Annotated in this window: 12 protein-coding genes; 4 read left to right on the plus strand and 8 right to left on the minus strand. The window is 73.8% G+C overall.

Annotated elements, in window-relative coordinates:
• Window positions 1-161: 161 nt before the first annotated feature.
• From GVN67_RS23780 to GVN67_RS23790, 3 genes are all read right to left on the minus strand, one after another.
• A complete protein-coding gene (locus tag GVN67_RS23780) occupies window positions 162-377 on the minus strand; it encodes a hypothetical protein (RefSeq protein ID WP_159999811.1) in 216 nt (71 codons plus the stop codon).
• Window positions 378-501: 124 nt separating this feature from the next.
• Window positions 502-1932 (minus strand): HAMP domain-containing sensor histidine kinase, encoded by a 1431-nt coding sequence (locus tag GVN67_RS23785; RefSeq protein WP_159999812.1) that lies wholly within the window; start codon window positions 1930-1932, stop codon window positions 502-504.
• Window positions 1933-1948: 16 nt separating this feature from the next.
• The gene (locus GVN67_RS23790; RefSeq protein WP_159999813.1) at window positions 1949-2629 is read right to left on the minus strand and encodes a response regulator transcription factor; all 681 of its coding nucleotides are present in this window, start codon (window positions 2627-2629) and stop codon (window positions 1949-1951) included.
• A gap of 215 nt (window positions 2630-2844) precedes the next feature.
• Here GVN67_RS23790 and GVN67_RS23795 point away from each other — a divergent pair, with 215 nt between their 5' ends.
• The gene (locus GVN67_RS23795) at window positions 2845-3336 is read left to right on the plus strand and encodes a PadR family transcriptional regulator (protein WP_159999814.1); all 492 of its coding nucleotides are present in this window, start codon (window positions 2845-2847) and stop codon (window positions 3334-3336) included.
• A gap of 2 nt (window positions 3337-3338) precedes the next feature.
• The gene (locus GVN67_RS23800) at window positions 3339-4145 is read left to right on the plus strand and encodes a siderophore-interacting protein (protein WP_159999815.1); all 807 of its coding nucleotides are present in this window, start codon (window positions 3339-3341) and stop codon (window positions 4143-4145) included.
• A 263-nt stretch (window positions 4146-4408) separates the two neighbouring features.
• Here the strand turns inward: GVN67_RS23800 and GVN67_RS23805 are convergent, their stop codons facing one another.
• From GVN67_RS23805 to GVN67_RS23825, 5 genes are all read right to left on the minus strand, one after another.
• On the minus strand, window positions 4409-5197 hold the full coding sequence (locus GVN67_RS23805; RefSeq protein ID WP_159999816.1) for an ABC transporter ATP-binding protein: 789 nt from the start codon (window positions 5195-5197) through the stop codon (window positions 4409-4411).
• Window positions 5194-6246: an iron ABC transporter permease gene (locus GVN67_RS23810; protein ID WP_159999817.1), complete on the minus strand. Its 1053-nt coding sequence runs from the start codon at window positions 6244-6246 to the stop codon at window positions 5194-5196. The genes GVN67_RS23805 and GVN67_RS23810 overlap by 4 nt, the downstream gene beginning before the upstream one ends.
• Window positions 6247-6419: 173 nt before the next feature.
• Window positions 6420-7499, minus strand: a complete 1080-nt coding sequence (locus tag GVN67_RS23815; protein WP_159999818.1) for a trypsin-like peptidase domain-containing protein — start codon at window positions 7497-7499, stop codon at window positions 6420-6422.
• 144 nt (window positions 7500-7643) lie between these two features.
• Complete coding sequence (hrpB, locus tag GVN67_RS23820) at window positions 7644-10076, minus strand: ATP-dependent helicase HrpB (RefSeq protein WP_159999819.1); 2433 nt, start codon at window positions 10074-10076, stop codon at window positions 7644-7646.
• Between the two features lie 45 nt (window positions 10077-10121).
• The gene (locus tag GVN67_RS23825; protein ID WP_159999820.1) at window positions 10122-11684 is read right to left on the minus strand and encodes a glycosyltransferase family 2 protein; all 1563 of its coding nucleotides are present in this window, start codon (window positions 11682-11684) and stop codon (window positions 10122-10124) included.
• A 144-nt stretch (window positions 11685-11828) separates the two neighbouring features.
• On the opposite strand from GVN67_RS23825, the gene GVN67_RS23830 reads away from it, so the two are divergent.
• Together GVN67_RS23830 and GVN67_RS23835 are read left to right on the plus strand one after the other, a co-directional pair.
• Window positions 11829-12650: an oxaloacetate decarboxylase gene (locus GVN67_RS23830; RefSeq protein ID WP_159999821.1), complete on the plus strand. Its 822-nt coding sequence runs from the start codon at window positions 11829-11831 to the stop codon at window positions 12648-12650.
• Between the two features lie 59 nt (window positions 12651-12709).
• A partial coding sequence (locus GVN67_RS23835) for a protein-disulfide reductase DsbD domain-containing protein (RefSeq protein WP_255430433.1) occupies window positions 12710-13258 on the plus strand: 549 nt, incomplete at its 3' end.

A 13258-nucleotide genomic window follows, 5' to 3' on the forward strand; every position in this document is an offset into this window, starting at 1 on the left:
GGTCATGGGCGGGCCGTGATGGCGAGGGGGCGGGGCATGGCTGCTGGCCTATCAGGCCTCCGCCGCGCGGCAAAGCCCAGGCCTTGCCGATTTTGGAATTTTTCAGCCATTTCCGTCGTTTTTTAGAATTACAGTATCACGCCGCAGCCCGGTGCGCCGGCTCAGTTCGGCCGCGGCTGGGCGGCCCGCAGCGCGCGGCGCAGCTTGGCGACGCCGGTGCGGACATGGCCGCCATGGCAGAGCTGGCTGCCTTCCTCGGCGAGGTCGCGGGAGATGTCCTGCTGCGGCCGCGGCAGGCGGGCGAAGCGGGCGGAAAGCTCGTCGCAATAGGCGAGGCCGGGCGCGACCAGCCGCAGCTCGGTCGCGGCAACGGGCATGGCCCCGACCATCAGGGCCAAGAGACAGGGCAGGCGAAGCAGCATGGCGGCAATCTGGCGGCAGCCTCCCTGCCCCGCGATGGGCAGCGGATGAAGCCTCGGTCATTCGTGATCGCGGCCGCGCTCAGGCGGCGGGCGGGGCCGCCGCGGGCAGGCGGAACAGCACCACCAGGCCCGGGAAATCCGGCGGGCCGTCGCCATTCTCGAACCACAGCATGCCGCCATGCAGCTGCACCACCGCGCGCACCAGCGACAGGCCGAGGCCGGAGCCCGGGGTGGTGCGGGCCTGGTCGGCGCGGAAGAAGCGCTCGCCCACCCGCTCGCGGTCGGCGACCGTCAGGCCGGGGCCCTCGTCGGCGACGCGAACCACCAGCTGGTCGTGGTCGCGCGCGGCGGAAAGGGTGATGTTGCCGCCCGGCGGCGTGAACTTCACCGCATTGTCCAGCAGGTTGGCCACCACCTGCAGCAGCAGGTCGCGGTCGCCGGTCAGGCCCAGCGGCGAGGGCCAGCCGGTGTGCAGGGTCTGGCCGCGCGCCTCGGCCGAGGCGCCGTAGAGCTCGGCGGCATCGGCCAGCAGCATCGCCAGGTCGAGGGGCGCGAAGGCGGCGCGGCGGGCGCCGGCCTCGACCTCGGCGATGCGCAGCACCGCCTGGAAGACGCGGGTGACGTTGTCGAGGTCGGCGATGCCGCGCTCGATGGCGCCGCGCAGCGAGGCCGGGTCCTCGTCCTCGGAGAGCAGCGCCTCCTCCAGCCCGTTGCGGACGCGGGCGATCGGCGTGCGCAGGTCATGCGCGATGGCGTCCGACACGCCGCGCACGCCGTCCATCAGATGCGCGATGCGGTCGAGCATGGTGTTCATGCTGGCGCCCAGCCGGTCGAACTCGTCGTCATGGGCCGAGAGCGGCACGCGCGGCGACAGGTCGCCGCCGGCGATCAGCGCGGCGGTGGTGACCGCCGGCGACAGGCGGCGCTCCAGCGCGCGGCGCATCAGCCAGGCGCCGAGCACGGCGAAGACCAGGGCGGCGCCGGCGGCCCAGGCCAGCCCCTCGGTCAGCAGGGCGCGCAGCCGCTGCTTCTCGCTGACCTCGCGGCCGACGGCCAGGGTCACGCCGCCGGGCAGCTCCATCAGGTAGAGGCGCGCCTCGCCCGGCGCCTCCTCCTCATGCTCCAGCGTCAGCCGGTGCCAGGATTCGGCCGGGCCATCCAGCGCCCCGGGCGGCAGGCTGACCAGGTTGCCGGCCAGCCGCTGCCCGCGCGGGTCGAGCAGCAGGTAGAGCGCCTGCCCGTCGGCATCGAGCGCCAGCCGCTCGCTGATCGCCTCGATCACCGCATCGGTGCCGGCATCGCGCCAGCGCTCGGCCAGGGCCTGGGCGTCGGCGCGGATGGCGGCATCCGTCTGCCGCTCCAGCGTCCCCGCCGTGCCCCACCAGAGCACGCCGGCGAAGCCCAGGCCGGCGGCCAGGAACAGCGCCGCGAACAGCGTCGCGAAGCGGAAGCCGGCGGAGGAGAGCAGCCGCCAGAGCGGCCCCGGATGCTGCTGGCGGCGGTGCGGCATGCTGGTCAGACGGGTCTCAGGGCTCGGCGCGGATCATGTAGCCGGCGTTGCGGACGGTGTGGATCAGCGGCTTCTCCTGCCCCTTGTCCAGCTTCTGCCGCAGCCGCGAGACATGCACGTCGATGACATTGGTCTGTGGGTCGAAGTGGTAGTCCCAGACCTTCTCCAGCAGCATGGTGCGGGTGACCACCTGGCCGGCATGGCGCATCAGATGCTCCAGCAGGCGGAACTCGCGCGGCTGGATGTCGATCTTGCGGCCGGCCCGCGTCACCGTGCGCGACAGCAGGTCGAGCTCCAGGTCGGCGACCTTCAGGCGCGTGGCCGGCGCGTCGACGGCGGGGCGGCGGCCCAGCGCCTCGACGCGCGCCAGCAGCTCGGCGAAGGCGAAGGGCTTCACGAGATAATCGTCGCCGCCGGCCTTGAGGCCCTTCACGCGCTCATCCACCCCGGCCAGCGCCGAGAGGAACAGCACGGGGGTGTGGTTGCCCTGGGCGCGCAGGGTCTCGACCAGGCGGACGCCGTCGACGCCACCCGGCAGCATCCGGTCCAGCACCAGCAGGTCGAAGCTCTCGCCGGCGGCCATGAACAGCCCGTCGCGGCCATTGGCGGCGTGCTCGACCGTGTGCCCGGCCTCCTGGAGGCCCTTCTTCACGAAGCGGCCGACCTCGGCATCGTCTTCCACCAGCAGGATGCGCATGGTGCATGCTCCATTTGTCGCGGCCCTCCTTCCCAGAACAGATCGGCGAGGAGGCGGGGCCGGGACATGCACCATGCCGCGCGTCGCGGCAACACGCCAGTCGCGGCGCGGCGCCGGGGGGCATTACCGGATTGTCACGGTGACGCTCGCCGGCTTGTCGCGCATCCTGATTCGATATATCTAAACTACATCGATATATCGAATCGGAAGACGCCATGCGGGGTGATTTCGGCGGCCGCGACCCGGCCCGGCGCGGCGAGCGCATCTTCGAGCATGGCAGCCTGCGCCTGGTGCTGCTGCACCTGATCGCCGAGAAGCCACGCCACGGCTACGAGCTGATCAAGGCCATCGAGGACCGGCTGGCCGGGCAGTATTCGCCAAGCCCGGGCGTGGTCTATCCGACGCTGACCCTGCTGGAAGAGCTCGGCTACGCCACCGCCGTCGCCGCCGGCGGCAGCCGCCGCCGCTTCGAGGCCACCCCCGCGGGCCTCGGCTTCCTCGACGAGAACCGCCCGGCGCTGGAGGCCATGCTCGCCCGCATGACCCCCGAGGCGCGCGCCGGGCGCCCCCCCCAGATCATCCGCGCCATCGAGAACCTGCGCATGGCCATGCATCTGCGCCTGGCCCGCGCCCCCCTCACCGAGGCCGAGGCGGAGGCCATCGCCGACCTCCTCGACGCCACCGCCAAGCGCCTGGAGCGCCTCTGACCATGAACGACGCCGCCACCCCCGATCCGCGCGCGACCGAGCGCCGCCGCCACCCGATCCGCCTGCGCCGCCTGGCGGTGCTGGCGGTCGAGGATCTCTCGCCGTCGATGCGCCGCGTCACCCTGGGCGGGCCGGAGCTCGAGGGCTTCACCAGCCTCGGCTTCGACGACCATGTGAAGCTCTTCTTCCTGGCCCCCGGCCGGGACGCCGCCATCCTGCCGCAGCAGGGCCCCGAGGGCCTGGTCTTCCCGACCGACGAACGCCCGCTGGCCCGCGACTACACGCCGCGCCGCTTCGACCCGGTGGCGCAGACCCTGGTTATCGACTTCGCCTTGCACGAGGCCGGCCCCGCCACCGCCTGGGCGCTGCAGGCCGCGCCGGGCCAGACCCTGCTGACCGCCGGCCCGCGCGGCTCGATGGTGATCCCGCTGGCCTTCGACTGGCACCTGCTGGTGGGCGACGAGACCGCCCTGCCCGCCATCGGCCGCCGCCTGGAAGAGCTGCCCGCCGGCACCCGCGCCCTGGTCGTCGCCGAGGTCGAAGGCCCGGAGCACGAGCTGCCCCTGCCCAGCGCCGCGCAGGTCACCGTGGTGTGGTCGCATCGCCGCCGCACGACGCTGGCCGAGACGCTGCGCGCCACCGAGTTTCCGCCGGGCGATTTCTTCGCCTGGGTGGCGGCAGAATCGGTCGCCGCCAAGGCGCTGCGCGCGCTGCTGCTGGCCGAGAAAGGCGCGCAGCCGCGCTGGACCAAAGCCGCCGGCTACTGGAAGCGCGGGGCGGCCGGGGTGCATGACAGCATCCAGGACTGAAGGAAGTCAGGGAAAGGCAAGGCGGTAGGTTGGGGGAATGAATTCCCCCAAACCCCCATCTTTTTTCTGATCACCGGCCTTTGCCGGACCTGCGCCTCGCCGGCACCATCGCCCGGGCATCACGGCGGGACGCCATCATACAAAAACAGCGCAACCTCGAAGGTCGCGCTGCCGCTGGGCCGTTTCACGTACTGTCGTCACGTGGACACGGCAGTCCGAAAGAAAAGGGGAATTCATTCCCCTGGCCTGCCCATCTTTTCTCTTCAAGCCGGCAACGCCGCATCCGCCAGCACTTGCAGATGCCCATGCGAGCAGCGCTCCACCCGCGCCGAGACGCCGTAGACCTCCGCCAGCATGGCGGGCGTCAGGGTGGCCTCGGGGCTGCCCTGGGCGCGGATGGTGCCGTCGGCCAGCATCACCACTTCGTCGGCGTAGCGCGCGGCCAGCGCCAGGTCGTGGACCACGACCACCGTCACCAGCCCGTGCTGGCGGGTCAGGTGGCGCACCAGCTCCATCACCGACAGCTGGTAGCGCAGGTCCAGCGCGCTGGTCGGCTCGTCGAGCAGCAGCACCTGCGGGCGGCGCACCAGCGCCTGGGCCAGGCCCGCCAGCTGCCGCTGGCCGCCCGACAGGCGGTCGAGGCCGACGAGCGCCAGATGCGGGATGCCCAGCTGGTCCAGCAGGTCCAGCGCCCGTTCGGTGGCGGCGGCGGCGGAGACCGCGCCTTCCGCCGTCGGGCTGGCGCGCAGCGCGCCGAGGAGGGCCTCCATCACCGTCAGCGCCACGCCCTGGGGCAGGCTCTGCGGCATATAGGCGATGTGGCGGGCGCGGTGCTCCAGGCGCAGGCCGATCATCTCCTGCCCGTCCAGCTTCACCGAGCCGCGGGCCGGCAGCAGCCCGGCCAGGCCGCGCAGCAGGGTGGACTTGCCGGCGCCGTTCGGGCCGATCAGCGCGGTGATGGCGCCGCCGCGCAGCGGCTCCAGGCTGGCGCCGTGCAGGATCTCGCGCCGGCCATAGCCCAGCGTCAGGCCCTGGATCTCGAGCTGCTTCATGCGCGGCGCCCCCGGGTGAAGACCAGCGCGATGAAGACAGGCACGCCGACCAGCGCGGTGACGATGCCGATCGGCACCAGCAGGCCGGGCACCAGCATCTTGCTGGCCAGCGACGACAGCGACAGCAGCAGCGCCCCGCACAGCGCCGCGGCGGGCAGGAAGAAGCGGTGGTCCTCGCCGACCAGCAGGCGGGCGGCGTGGGGGCCAATCAGCCCGATGAAGCCGATGGTGCCGACGAAGGCGACCGAGACGCCGGACAGCAGCGAGACGCGCAGCAGGGCCCCATCGCGCAGCCGGTCGGCATCGATGCCGAAGGACAGCGCCCGCTCCTCGCCGAGGCGCAGCGCGGTCAGCTTCCAGGCGGCCCGCGCCGAGAAGGGGATGGCGATGGCCAGGCACAGCGCCATGATGCCGATCTTCGGCCAGGTGGCGCGGGCCAGGCTGCCCATCGACCAGAAGACCAGCTGCTGCAGCGCCTGCTCGGTGGCGACGAATTGCAGCAGGGCGACGGCGGCGTTGAAGGCGAAGACGAGCGCGATGCCAAAGAGCACCAGCGCCTCCACCCCCGCTCCGCGCAGCTTGGACAAGGTCCGCAGCAGCATCACCGAGAGGAAAGCGAACAGAAAAGCATTGCCCGAGAGCAGCCAGTCGGTCGGCACCCAGGGGATGCCCACCCCCAGCACGATGGCCAGCGCCGCGCCCAGCGAGGCGGCCGAGGAGACGCCCAGGGTGAAGGGGCTGGCCAGCGGGTTGTTCAGCACCGTCTGCATCTCGGCCCCGGCCAGCGCCAGCGCGGCGCCGACGAGCACCGCCATGAAGGCATAGGGCAGCCGCACGTCCCAGACGATGACCGAGACCGGCCCGGTCGCCGCCGCCGGATTGAGCAGCACGCCGACCACGTCCGACAGGCCGAGCCGCGAGGGGCCGGTCGCGACATCGAGCAGCAGCGAGGCGACCAGCAGCAGCGCCAGCACCCCGAGCACGATGAGGCGCTTCAGCAGCAGGGCGCGGTAGCCGGCGGCGGCGCCGCCCAGGGTGGCAGCGCTCATGTGGCAGCAATCATGCCGGGAAGGCCGCCGGCGGGCGGGGGGAGACGTCAAAGGTCACGGGCGGCCCTTCCAGGGGGGTGGTCTGCGGGCAATCCATAATCACTCGCAACTGCGAGACCAAGCCCCGTGTTCGGGCAGCCGCCCTGCGGCGGAGGGGGGGCCAGCCGCCCTGCTCAGCCCGGGTTGCTCGGCCGGCGGCCGACCTGCACGGCCAGCTCGCGCGAGCGCCCCTCGCGGGTCAGGGTGACGCGCACGGTCTGCCCCGGCGGCGTGCCGGCGACGCCGCGGATCAGCGCGCGGGAGGTCTCGATCCGCTCGCCGTTCAGCGCGGTGACCACGTCGCCCTGGCGCAGGCCGGCGCGGGCCGCCGGGCTGCCGCGCTCGACGCTACGCACCTGGACGCCGCGGTTGCGGCCGCCGGGGACGGCTTCCTCGCCCATGTCCTCGACCGCGACGCCGAGCCAGCCGCGCTCGACCCGGCCGTCGCGGCGCAGCTGGTCGATGACGCCGCGCGCCAGGTCGGAGGGCGTCGCGAAGCCGATGCCGGCCGAGGCGCCGGAGGGCGAGTAGATCGCCGTGTTGATGCCGATCACCTCGCCGGCGACATTGAACAGCGGCCCGCCGGAATTGCCCGGGTTGATGGCGGCATCCGTCTGGATGAAGTCGTCGAAGGGCCCGGCGCCGATCTCGCGCCCGCGCGCCGAGACGATGCCCGAGGTCACCGTGCCGCCCAGGCTGAAGGGATTGCCCGCCGCCAGCACCCAGTTGCCGACGCGGAGCGCCCCGGAGACGCCCCAGGCCACCGCCGGCAGCGGGCTGCGCGGCTCGACCCGCAGCAGCGCCAGGTCGGTCAGCTCGTCGGTGCCGACGACGCGGGCGGTGAGCTCGGTGCCGTTCTGCAGCGAGACGACGACGCGCACCGCGTTGCCGACGACGTGGTTGTTGGTGACGATATAGCCGGCCGGATCGATGATGAAGCCCGACCCCGCCCCCTGCACCTGCTGCGCGCCGCGCCGCTCGCGGAAATAGCGCTCGAAGGGGCTGCCGCGCAGCTCGGGGGGGATCTGCGTCGTGGTCTGCTCCGACAGCACCGCGATGTTCACCACCGAGGGCAGCACCTGCTCGGCCAGGTCGGCGAAGTCGGGCAGCACAGCGCGCGCCGCGGCGGGGGCCGGGCGCAGCAGGCCCGGCGCCAGGGGCAGCACGGCCAGCGCGGCCAGGCCAGCGACGAAGTGACGGCGGGGGGCAGGCATCAGGGCGGGTTCCTTCAAGGCGCGGCAAAGGGGACGGCGAGGCAGGGGCGTAACGTCAGGCACCGCGGATATGTGGCGCGGCCCCGCCCCCGGCTTCAAGTTTCTTTCGCAGCCGCGGCACGCGGCCGCGCTGGCGCTGCGGGGTCAGGGGGATTCGGGCCAGTCATGCCGCGGATAGCGGCCGCGCATGTCCTTGCGCACATCCGCCCAGGCGCCGCGCCAGAAGCCGGCGAGGTCCGCGGTCACCGCCACCGGCCGCCCGGCCGGCGACAGCAGCGCCACCTGCAAGGGGATCTTCCCCCCCGCCAGCTTCGGCAGGTCCTTCAAGCCGTAGAGCCATTGCGCCCGGGCCTCGAGCCGCGGCACCTCGCCGGTATAGTCGATGGCGGCACTCCGCCCGCCGGGCAGGTCGAGCCGCGGCGGCAGCGCCTCGTCCAGCTGGCGCGGCAGCGGGTGCGGCAGCAGGGCGCGCAGGATGTTCGTCGCATCAAGCTCCTTCAGCTGCCCGAGCTTGCTCAGCCCCGACAGCCAGGCGGCCAGCCAGGGCGCGCCATCCACCGCCAGCGCGGCGTCGGAAACATCCGGCCAGTCGCCGCCGACGGCCTTGTGCATCCAGCCCAGCCGGGCGCGGGTCTGCTCGGCCGCCTTGCTCCAGTCGAGGTCGCGGAAGTTCCGGGACGCCGCGGCCTCGGCCAGGGCGGTCGCCACCGCGGCCGGGTCGGCATGCGGCAGGGTGGTCTCCTCCAGCACCAGCGGGCCGAGCCGCAGCCGGCGCCGGGCGATGACGGCGCCGCTGCGCGCGTCGAAGGCGGCGCCCTCCTCCCGCACCAGCCGGTCCGGGAACTTTTTTTCCAATGCCTCGCGGGTCAGCGGCGCGGCCATGCGGATGCGGGCCTCGGTGCCGGCCAGCTCCAGGTCGGCCACCGCCAGCAGCGGCGATTTTCCCAGCCGGTCGGTCGCCGGCAGCCGGGCGCCCTGGCCCGAGGCCAAGCGGAAGGCGCCATCCATGCTGCCGCGCTTCGCCGCGATGCGATCCGGAAAGCCGGCGGCCAGCAGCAGCCCGGCATCGCCCTCGGCCACCGTGCCGCCGGGGACGCCCAGGCGCCGCCGGTGCAGCGTCACCGCGCGGCGGATCCGGCCCAGCGCGGCGCGGTCGGCATTCGGGTCGTCGGCGCCGGCCAGCAGGTCGAGGCGCAGCTGGATGTCCGACGGCGCCTCGCGGCCGCGGATCGGGTCGCGCTCCTCCAGCAGGGCGGCGAGCTCGGCGGCCAGCGCGGCCTCTTCCGCGTCGCCGGCCTCGGCCATCATCCGGGCCAGGCGGGGATGCGTGCCCATCCGCGCCATGCGGCGGCCCATCGCCGTGATGCGCCCCTCGCCATCCAGCGCGTCGAGGTCGCGCAGCAGGGCGCGGCCGGCGGCCAGCATTCCCGCCGGCGGCGGGTCGAGGAAGGCCATCTCGGCCGGGTCGCTGCCCCAGGCGGCGCAGTCCAGCGCCAGGCCCGACAGTTCCGATTCGAGGATTTCCGGCCGGTCGGCCAGCGGCAAGCCACGATGCAGCGCCTCGGTCCAGAGGCGGATGGCCACCCCCGGCTCGGTGCGGCCGGCGCGGCCGGCGCGCTGCTCGGCGGCGGCGCGCGAGATGCGCAAGGTCGCCAGCCGCGCCAGCCCGGTCGCCGGGTCCAGCCTTGGCGCCCGGCGATAGCCGCCATCGACGACGATGCGCACGCCCGGCACCGTCAGCGAGGTCTCGGCGATGGAGGTGGCCAGCACCACCTTGCGCCGCGGCCCGGGGTTCAACGCGCGGTCCTGCTCGGCCGGCGGCAGCTCGCCATGCAGCGGCAGCACATCGGCCTCGATGCCGCCGAGCCGGTCGGCGGTGCGGCGGATCTCGCCCCAGCCGGGCAGGAAGGCCAGGACGTCGCCGGGATGCGCGCGCAGCGCCTCGCGGATGGCGGCCGCCATGGCCTCGGGCAGGTCGCGCGGCTCCTTCAGGTCGCGCGGCCGGTGGAAGACCTCGACGGGGAAGGCGCGGCCGAGGCTTTCCACCACCGGCGCGCTGCCCAGCAGGTCGGAGAATCCGCGCGCCTCGATGGTGGCGGACATGGCCAGCAGCCGCAGCTCCGGCCGCAGCCCGCGCTGCAGGTCGAGGCAGAGCGCCAGCGCCAGGTCGGTGTCGAGGTTGCGCTCATGCGCCTCGTCGAACAGCACCGCGGCGACGCCTTCCAGCCCGGGATCGGATTGCAGGCGGCGGACCAGCAGGCCCTCGGTGATCACCTCGATCCGGGTGGCGGGCGAGACGGCGCGGTCGAGCCGCGTCGACAGGCCGACGGTCTGGCCCAGCGGCTCGCCGATCAGCTCGGCCATGCGGCGGGCGGCGGCGCGGGCGGCGACGCGCCGCGGCTCCAGCACCACGATCTTCTGGCCGGCGGCCCAGGGCTGGTCCGCGAGCATCAGCGGCACCAGCGTGGTCTTGCCGGCGCCCGGCGGGGCGACCAGCACGGCGTTCGACCCGGCGGCCAGGGCTGCCGCCAGGCGCGGCAGGGCTTCGGTGACGGGCAGGACGGGGAGGCTGGTCATGCGGGGGTCTCTAGCGCATCCGGCGGCCGGGTGCAGGGGTGCCGCTCAGTCCGCCGCGCCGCGCCGGCTGTCGGCGTAGAAGACGGCGCCGCCGGTCGCCGCCACCGCCTCGTAGCCGCGCGCCGCCATGGCGCGGGTCGGGCCGCTGCGCAGCGCCTGGTGCAGGCTGCGGCTGCGCAGCGTCACCAGCACCAGCCAGGGCCGGGCGCGGTCCCAGTCCAGCGTGGCCAGCACCGCCAGCTCCGCCCCCGGCACGTCCAGCGCCAGCAGGTGCAGCGGCGTCTCCGGCAGGGTGGCGTCCAGCACGGCCTGCAGCGGGCGGACCGGGCGCGGCTCCTGCCCGCGCGGCTGGCGGCCGCGGCGCGCCTGCCCGGCCATGACGGCCGCGCGCGCGGCATCGAAGGTGTCGAGGTCCGGATTGCCGAAGCGGTGCAGCGGCAGCTCCCCCGCCTCCGCCGCGATGCCAACCGACAAAAAGATGTCGCCGGGGCGGTGGGCGGCGTAGTCGGCGGCGAGCTCCGGCCGCGGGTCGATGCAGAGGCCGCGCCAGCCCAGCCCATACAGGCCGAAGGTCAGCGACTGCCGCATCGCGGCGCCGCAGCCGATCTCGACGAAGGTGCCGGGCGTGCCGGCGGCCAGGCCCAGCCGCGGCATCAGCGCGGCGGCCAGCAGGTCCTCGCCGGCGGGGGCGTAGGCCGCGCGGGCGAAGCGCGACACGGCGGCGGCGGGGGGCGGCGCGCGCTCCGGCAGCGGCGCCGGGATGGCGACGGCGGGCAGGCCGGGGATCGCCGCCAGCCGGGCGCGGATCGCCGGGCCATAGGGCAGCAGCGACCGGTCCTCGCGGTCGTTGCGGTTGTGCATCCGGAAATGCTCTTCCTTGCGGATCTTGTCCGGATGGTCGTCGGGCTTGGTGGCGCGGCCACGGGCGACCTTGGCGTCCCATTCCTCGCGCGACTTGGTGAAATAGTGGTGCAGGCAGATGACGTCGTGGCTGACCGTCGCGCTCTTGCCGGTGCCGGCGGCGATTTCCTCGCCATGGACGGTGGCGTAGCGGATGCCGGGGGCGAAGGCGTGGTTGTGCAGGTTGGGCACCGCCAGGGCGTCGGTGCGCGCCAGGGTCTTCACCGCGCGGTTGCCGGAATGCTGGGTGCCGGCGCAGCGGGTGAAGCGCTCCACCACCAGGCCGGGGCCGCGCGTCTCCTGCCCGCCGGTGCCGAACAGCTTCCAGTTCACCGCGATGGCGGCGCGCTCGCCCTGGGCGTCGAGGAAGGCCTGCAGGTCGTTGCCATGGCCGGGCACGTAGAGGAACTCGTCGATGTCGATATAGGCCAGCCATTCATGCTCGGGCCGCAGCCGCGCCAGCCCGTCGGCATAGGCGCGCTTCTGGGTGCTGCCGTCGCGGTGGCTGGGCCAGTCCAGCGTCTCCAGGATGCCGGCGGCCTGCAGCGCCTGCAGCACGGCCGCCGTCTCGTCGTCGCTGTCGTTGTTGTAGACCAGGATGTGGTCGACGCCGATCATCCGGTGGTAGAGCGCCCATTCGGCGAGATAGGGCGCCTCGTTCTTGGCGATCGCGCAGATCGCCAGCCGCCGGCGGGGGTCCATCGCCATCCTGCTCCACTCTCCCGCCGCCAGGGTCCCGAACCAGCCGGCTTCTAGCATGGCGGGGCCACAGGGGACAGGCGGGGGGACAGGCGGGGCCGGGACGGCTAGCATCGCGGCCAACAAGGCCCGCCCGGGAAGGAGTCCCCCGCCATGACCCGCATCGACCGCTTCCGCGCCCTGCATGCGGCGCCTGGCGCCTTCGTCATCCCCAACCCCTGGGATGCCGGCAGCGCCCGGCTGCTGGCGGGCCTGGGCTTCCAGGCGCTGGCCACCACCAGCGCCGGGCTGGCCTTCGGCCTCGGCCGGCGCGACGGCGCGGCGGGTCGGGCGGAGACGCTGGCCAATGCGCGGGCCATCGTCGAGGCGGTGGACCTGCCGGTCTCCGCCGACCTGGAGAACGGTTTTTCCCATGATCCCGAGGGCTGCGCCGCCACCCTCCGCGATGCCGCGGCGGTGGGCCTGGCGGGCGGCTCGATCGAGGATGCCACCGGCGACCCGGCCCACCCCATCTACGGCTTCGACCAGGCGGTGGAGCGCGTCGCCGCGGCGGCCGAGGCGGCGCGCGCGCTGCCCTTCGTGCTGACGGCGCGGGCCGAGAACTACCTGCACGGCAAGCCGGACCTCGACGACACCATCCGCCGGCTGCAGGCCTTCTCCAAGGCAGGAGCCGAAGTGCTCTACGCCCCGGGGCTGACCGAGCTCAGCCAGATCCGCACCCTCTGCGCCGCCGTCGACAAGCCGGTGAACGTGGTGATGGGGCTGAAGGGAAAGCCCTTCACCGTGGCGGAGCTGGCCGAGGCGGGGGTGAAGCGCATCAGCCTGGGCGGGTCGCTGGCGCGCACCGCGCTGGCGGCGCTGCAGCGCGCGGCGATCGAGATCCGCGACCAGGGCAGCTTCGGCTTCGCCGCCGAGGCCCTGACCAGCCGCGAGGTGGAGGCCTATATGGCACCGCACAAAGGTGATGCCGGCTGACACGCTTCGTCACCCGATAATCCTTCCGTTACGCTCGGGAATAAGGTTTCATTTTGTCCATGTCGCGCATCCCCGCCGCCCTCGCCTTGCTGGCCCTCGCCGCCGCGGCGCTGCCCCAGGCGGCGCGCGCGCTGGAAAGCCAGGCGGTGCAGTCGCCGCGCGCCTCGGTGACCCTGGCCGCGGCCCCCGCGGCCGTGGCCCCCGGCCAGCCCTTCCGCGTCGGGCTGAAGCAGCAGCTGACCCCGGGCTGGCACACCTATTGGATCAACCCGGGCGATGCCGGCACGCCGCCGGAGATCGAGTTTTCTCTCCCCGAGGGCGCCCAGGCCACCGGCTTCGACTGGCCGGCGCCGCAGCGCATCCCCTTCGGCCCGCTGGTCAATTACGGCTACGAAGGCGGGGTGGTGCTGCCGCTGACGGTGACGCCGCCCGCCAGCCTGAAGCCCGGCGATGTCTTCACGCTGGAGGCCCGCGCCAGCTGGCTGGTCTGCGAGAAGGTCTGCATCCCCGAGGAAGGCAGCTTCCGCCTCGACTTCCCGGTCGAGGCCACGGCGCGCCCCGACCCCGGCCAGGCCGCCGATTTCGACGGCGCCGAGGCCGCCCTGCCC

This window comes from Roseomonas sp. 18066, assembly GCF_902706185.1.
Classification (GTDB): Bacteria; Pseudomonadota; Alphaproteobacteria; order Acetobacterales; family Acetobacteraceae; genus Pseudoroseomonas.

What these genes read in the sequence shown, in the direction of transcription:
- GVN67_RS23795 (WP_159999814.1), top strand. Translation starts at nt 2,845, where the DNA reads ATGCGGGGTGATTTCGGCGGCCGCGACCCGGCCCGGCGCGGCGAGCGC.
- hrpB (WP_159999819.1), bottom strand. Translation starts at nt 10,076, where the DNA reads ATGACCAGCCTCCCCGTCCTGCCCGTCACCGAAGCCCTGCCGCGCCTG.
- GVN67_RS23830 (WP_159999821.1), top strand. Translation starts at nt 11,829, where the DNA reads ATGACCCGCATCGACCGCTTCCGCGCCCTGCATGCGGCGCCTGGCGCC.
- GVN67_RS23790 (WP_159999813.1), bottom strand. Translation starts at nt 2,629, where the DNA reads ATGCGCATCCTGCTGGTGGAAGACGATGCCGAGGTCGGCCGCTTCGTG.
- GVN67_RS23780 (WP_159999811.1), bottom strand. Translation starts at nt 377, where the DNA reads ATGCCCGTTGCCGCGACCGAGCTGCGGCTGGTCGCGCCCGGCCTCGCC.
- GVN67_RS23815 (WP_159999818.1), bottom strand. Translation starts at nt 7,499, where the DNA reads ATGCCTGCCCCCCGCCGTCACTTCGTCGCTGGCCTGGCCGCGCTGGCC.
- GVN67_RS23785 (WP_159999812.1), bottom strand. Translation starts at nt 1,932, where the DNA reads ATGCCGCACCGCCGCCAGCAGCATCCGGGGCCGCTCTGGCGGCTGCTC.
- GVN67_RS23805 (WP_159999816.1), bottom strand. Translation starts at nt 5,197, where the DNA reads ATGAAGCAGCTCGAGATCCAGGGCCTGACGCTGGGCTATGGCCGGCGC.
- GVN67_RS23800 (WP_159999815.1), top strand. Translation starts at nt 3,339, where the DNA reads ATGAACGACGCCGCCACCCCCGATCCGCGCGCGACCGAGCGCCGCCGC.
- GVN67_RS23825 (WP_159999820.1), bottom strand. Translation starts at nt 11,684, where the DNA reads ATGGCGATGGACCCCCGCCGGCGGCTGGCGATCTGCGCGATCGCCAAG.
- GVN67_RS23810 (WP_159999817.1), bottom strand. Translation starts at nt 6,246, where the DNA reads ATGAGCGCTGCCACCCTGGGCGGCGCCGCCGCCGGCTACCGCGCCCTG.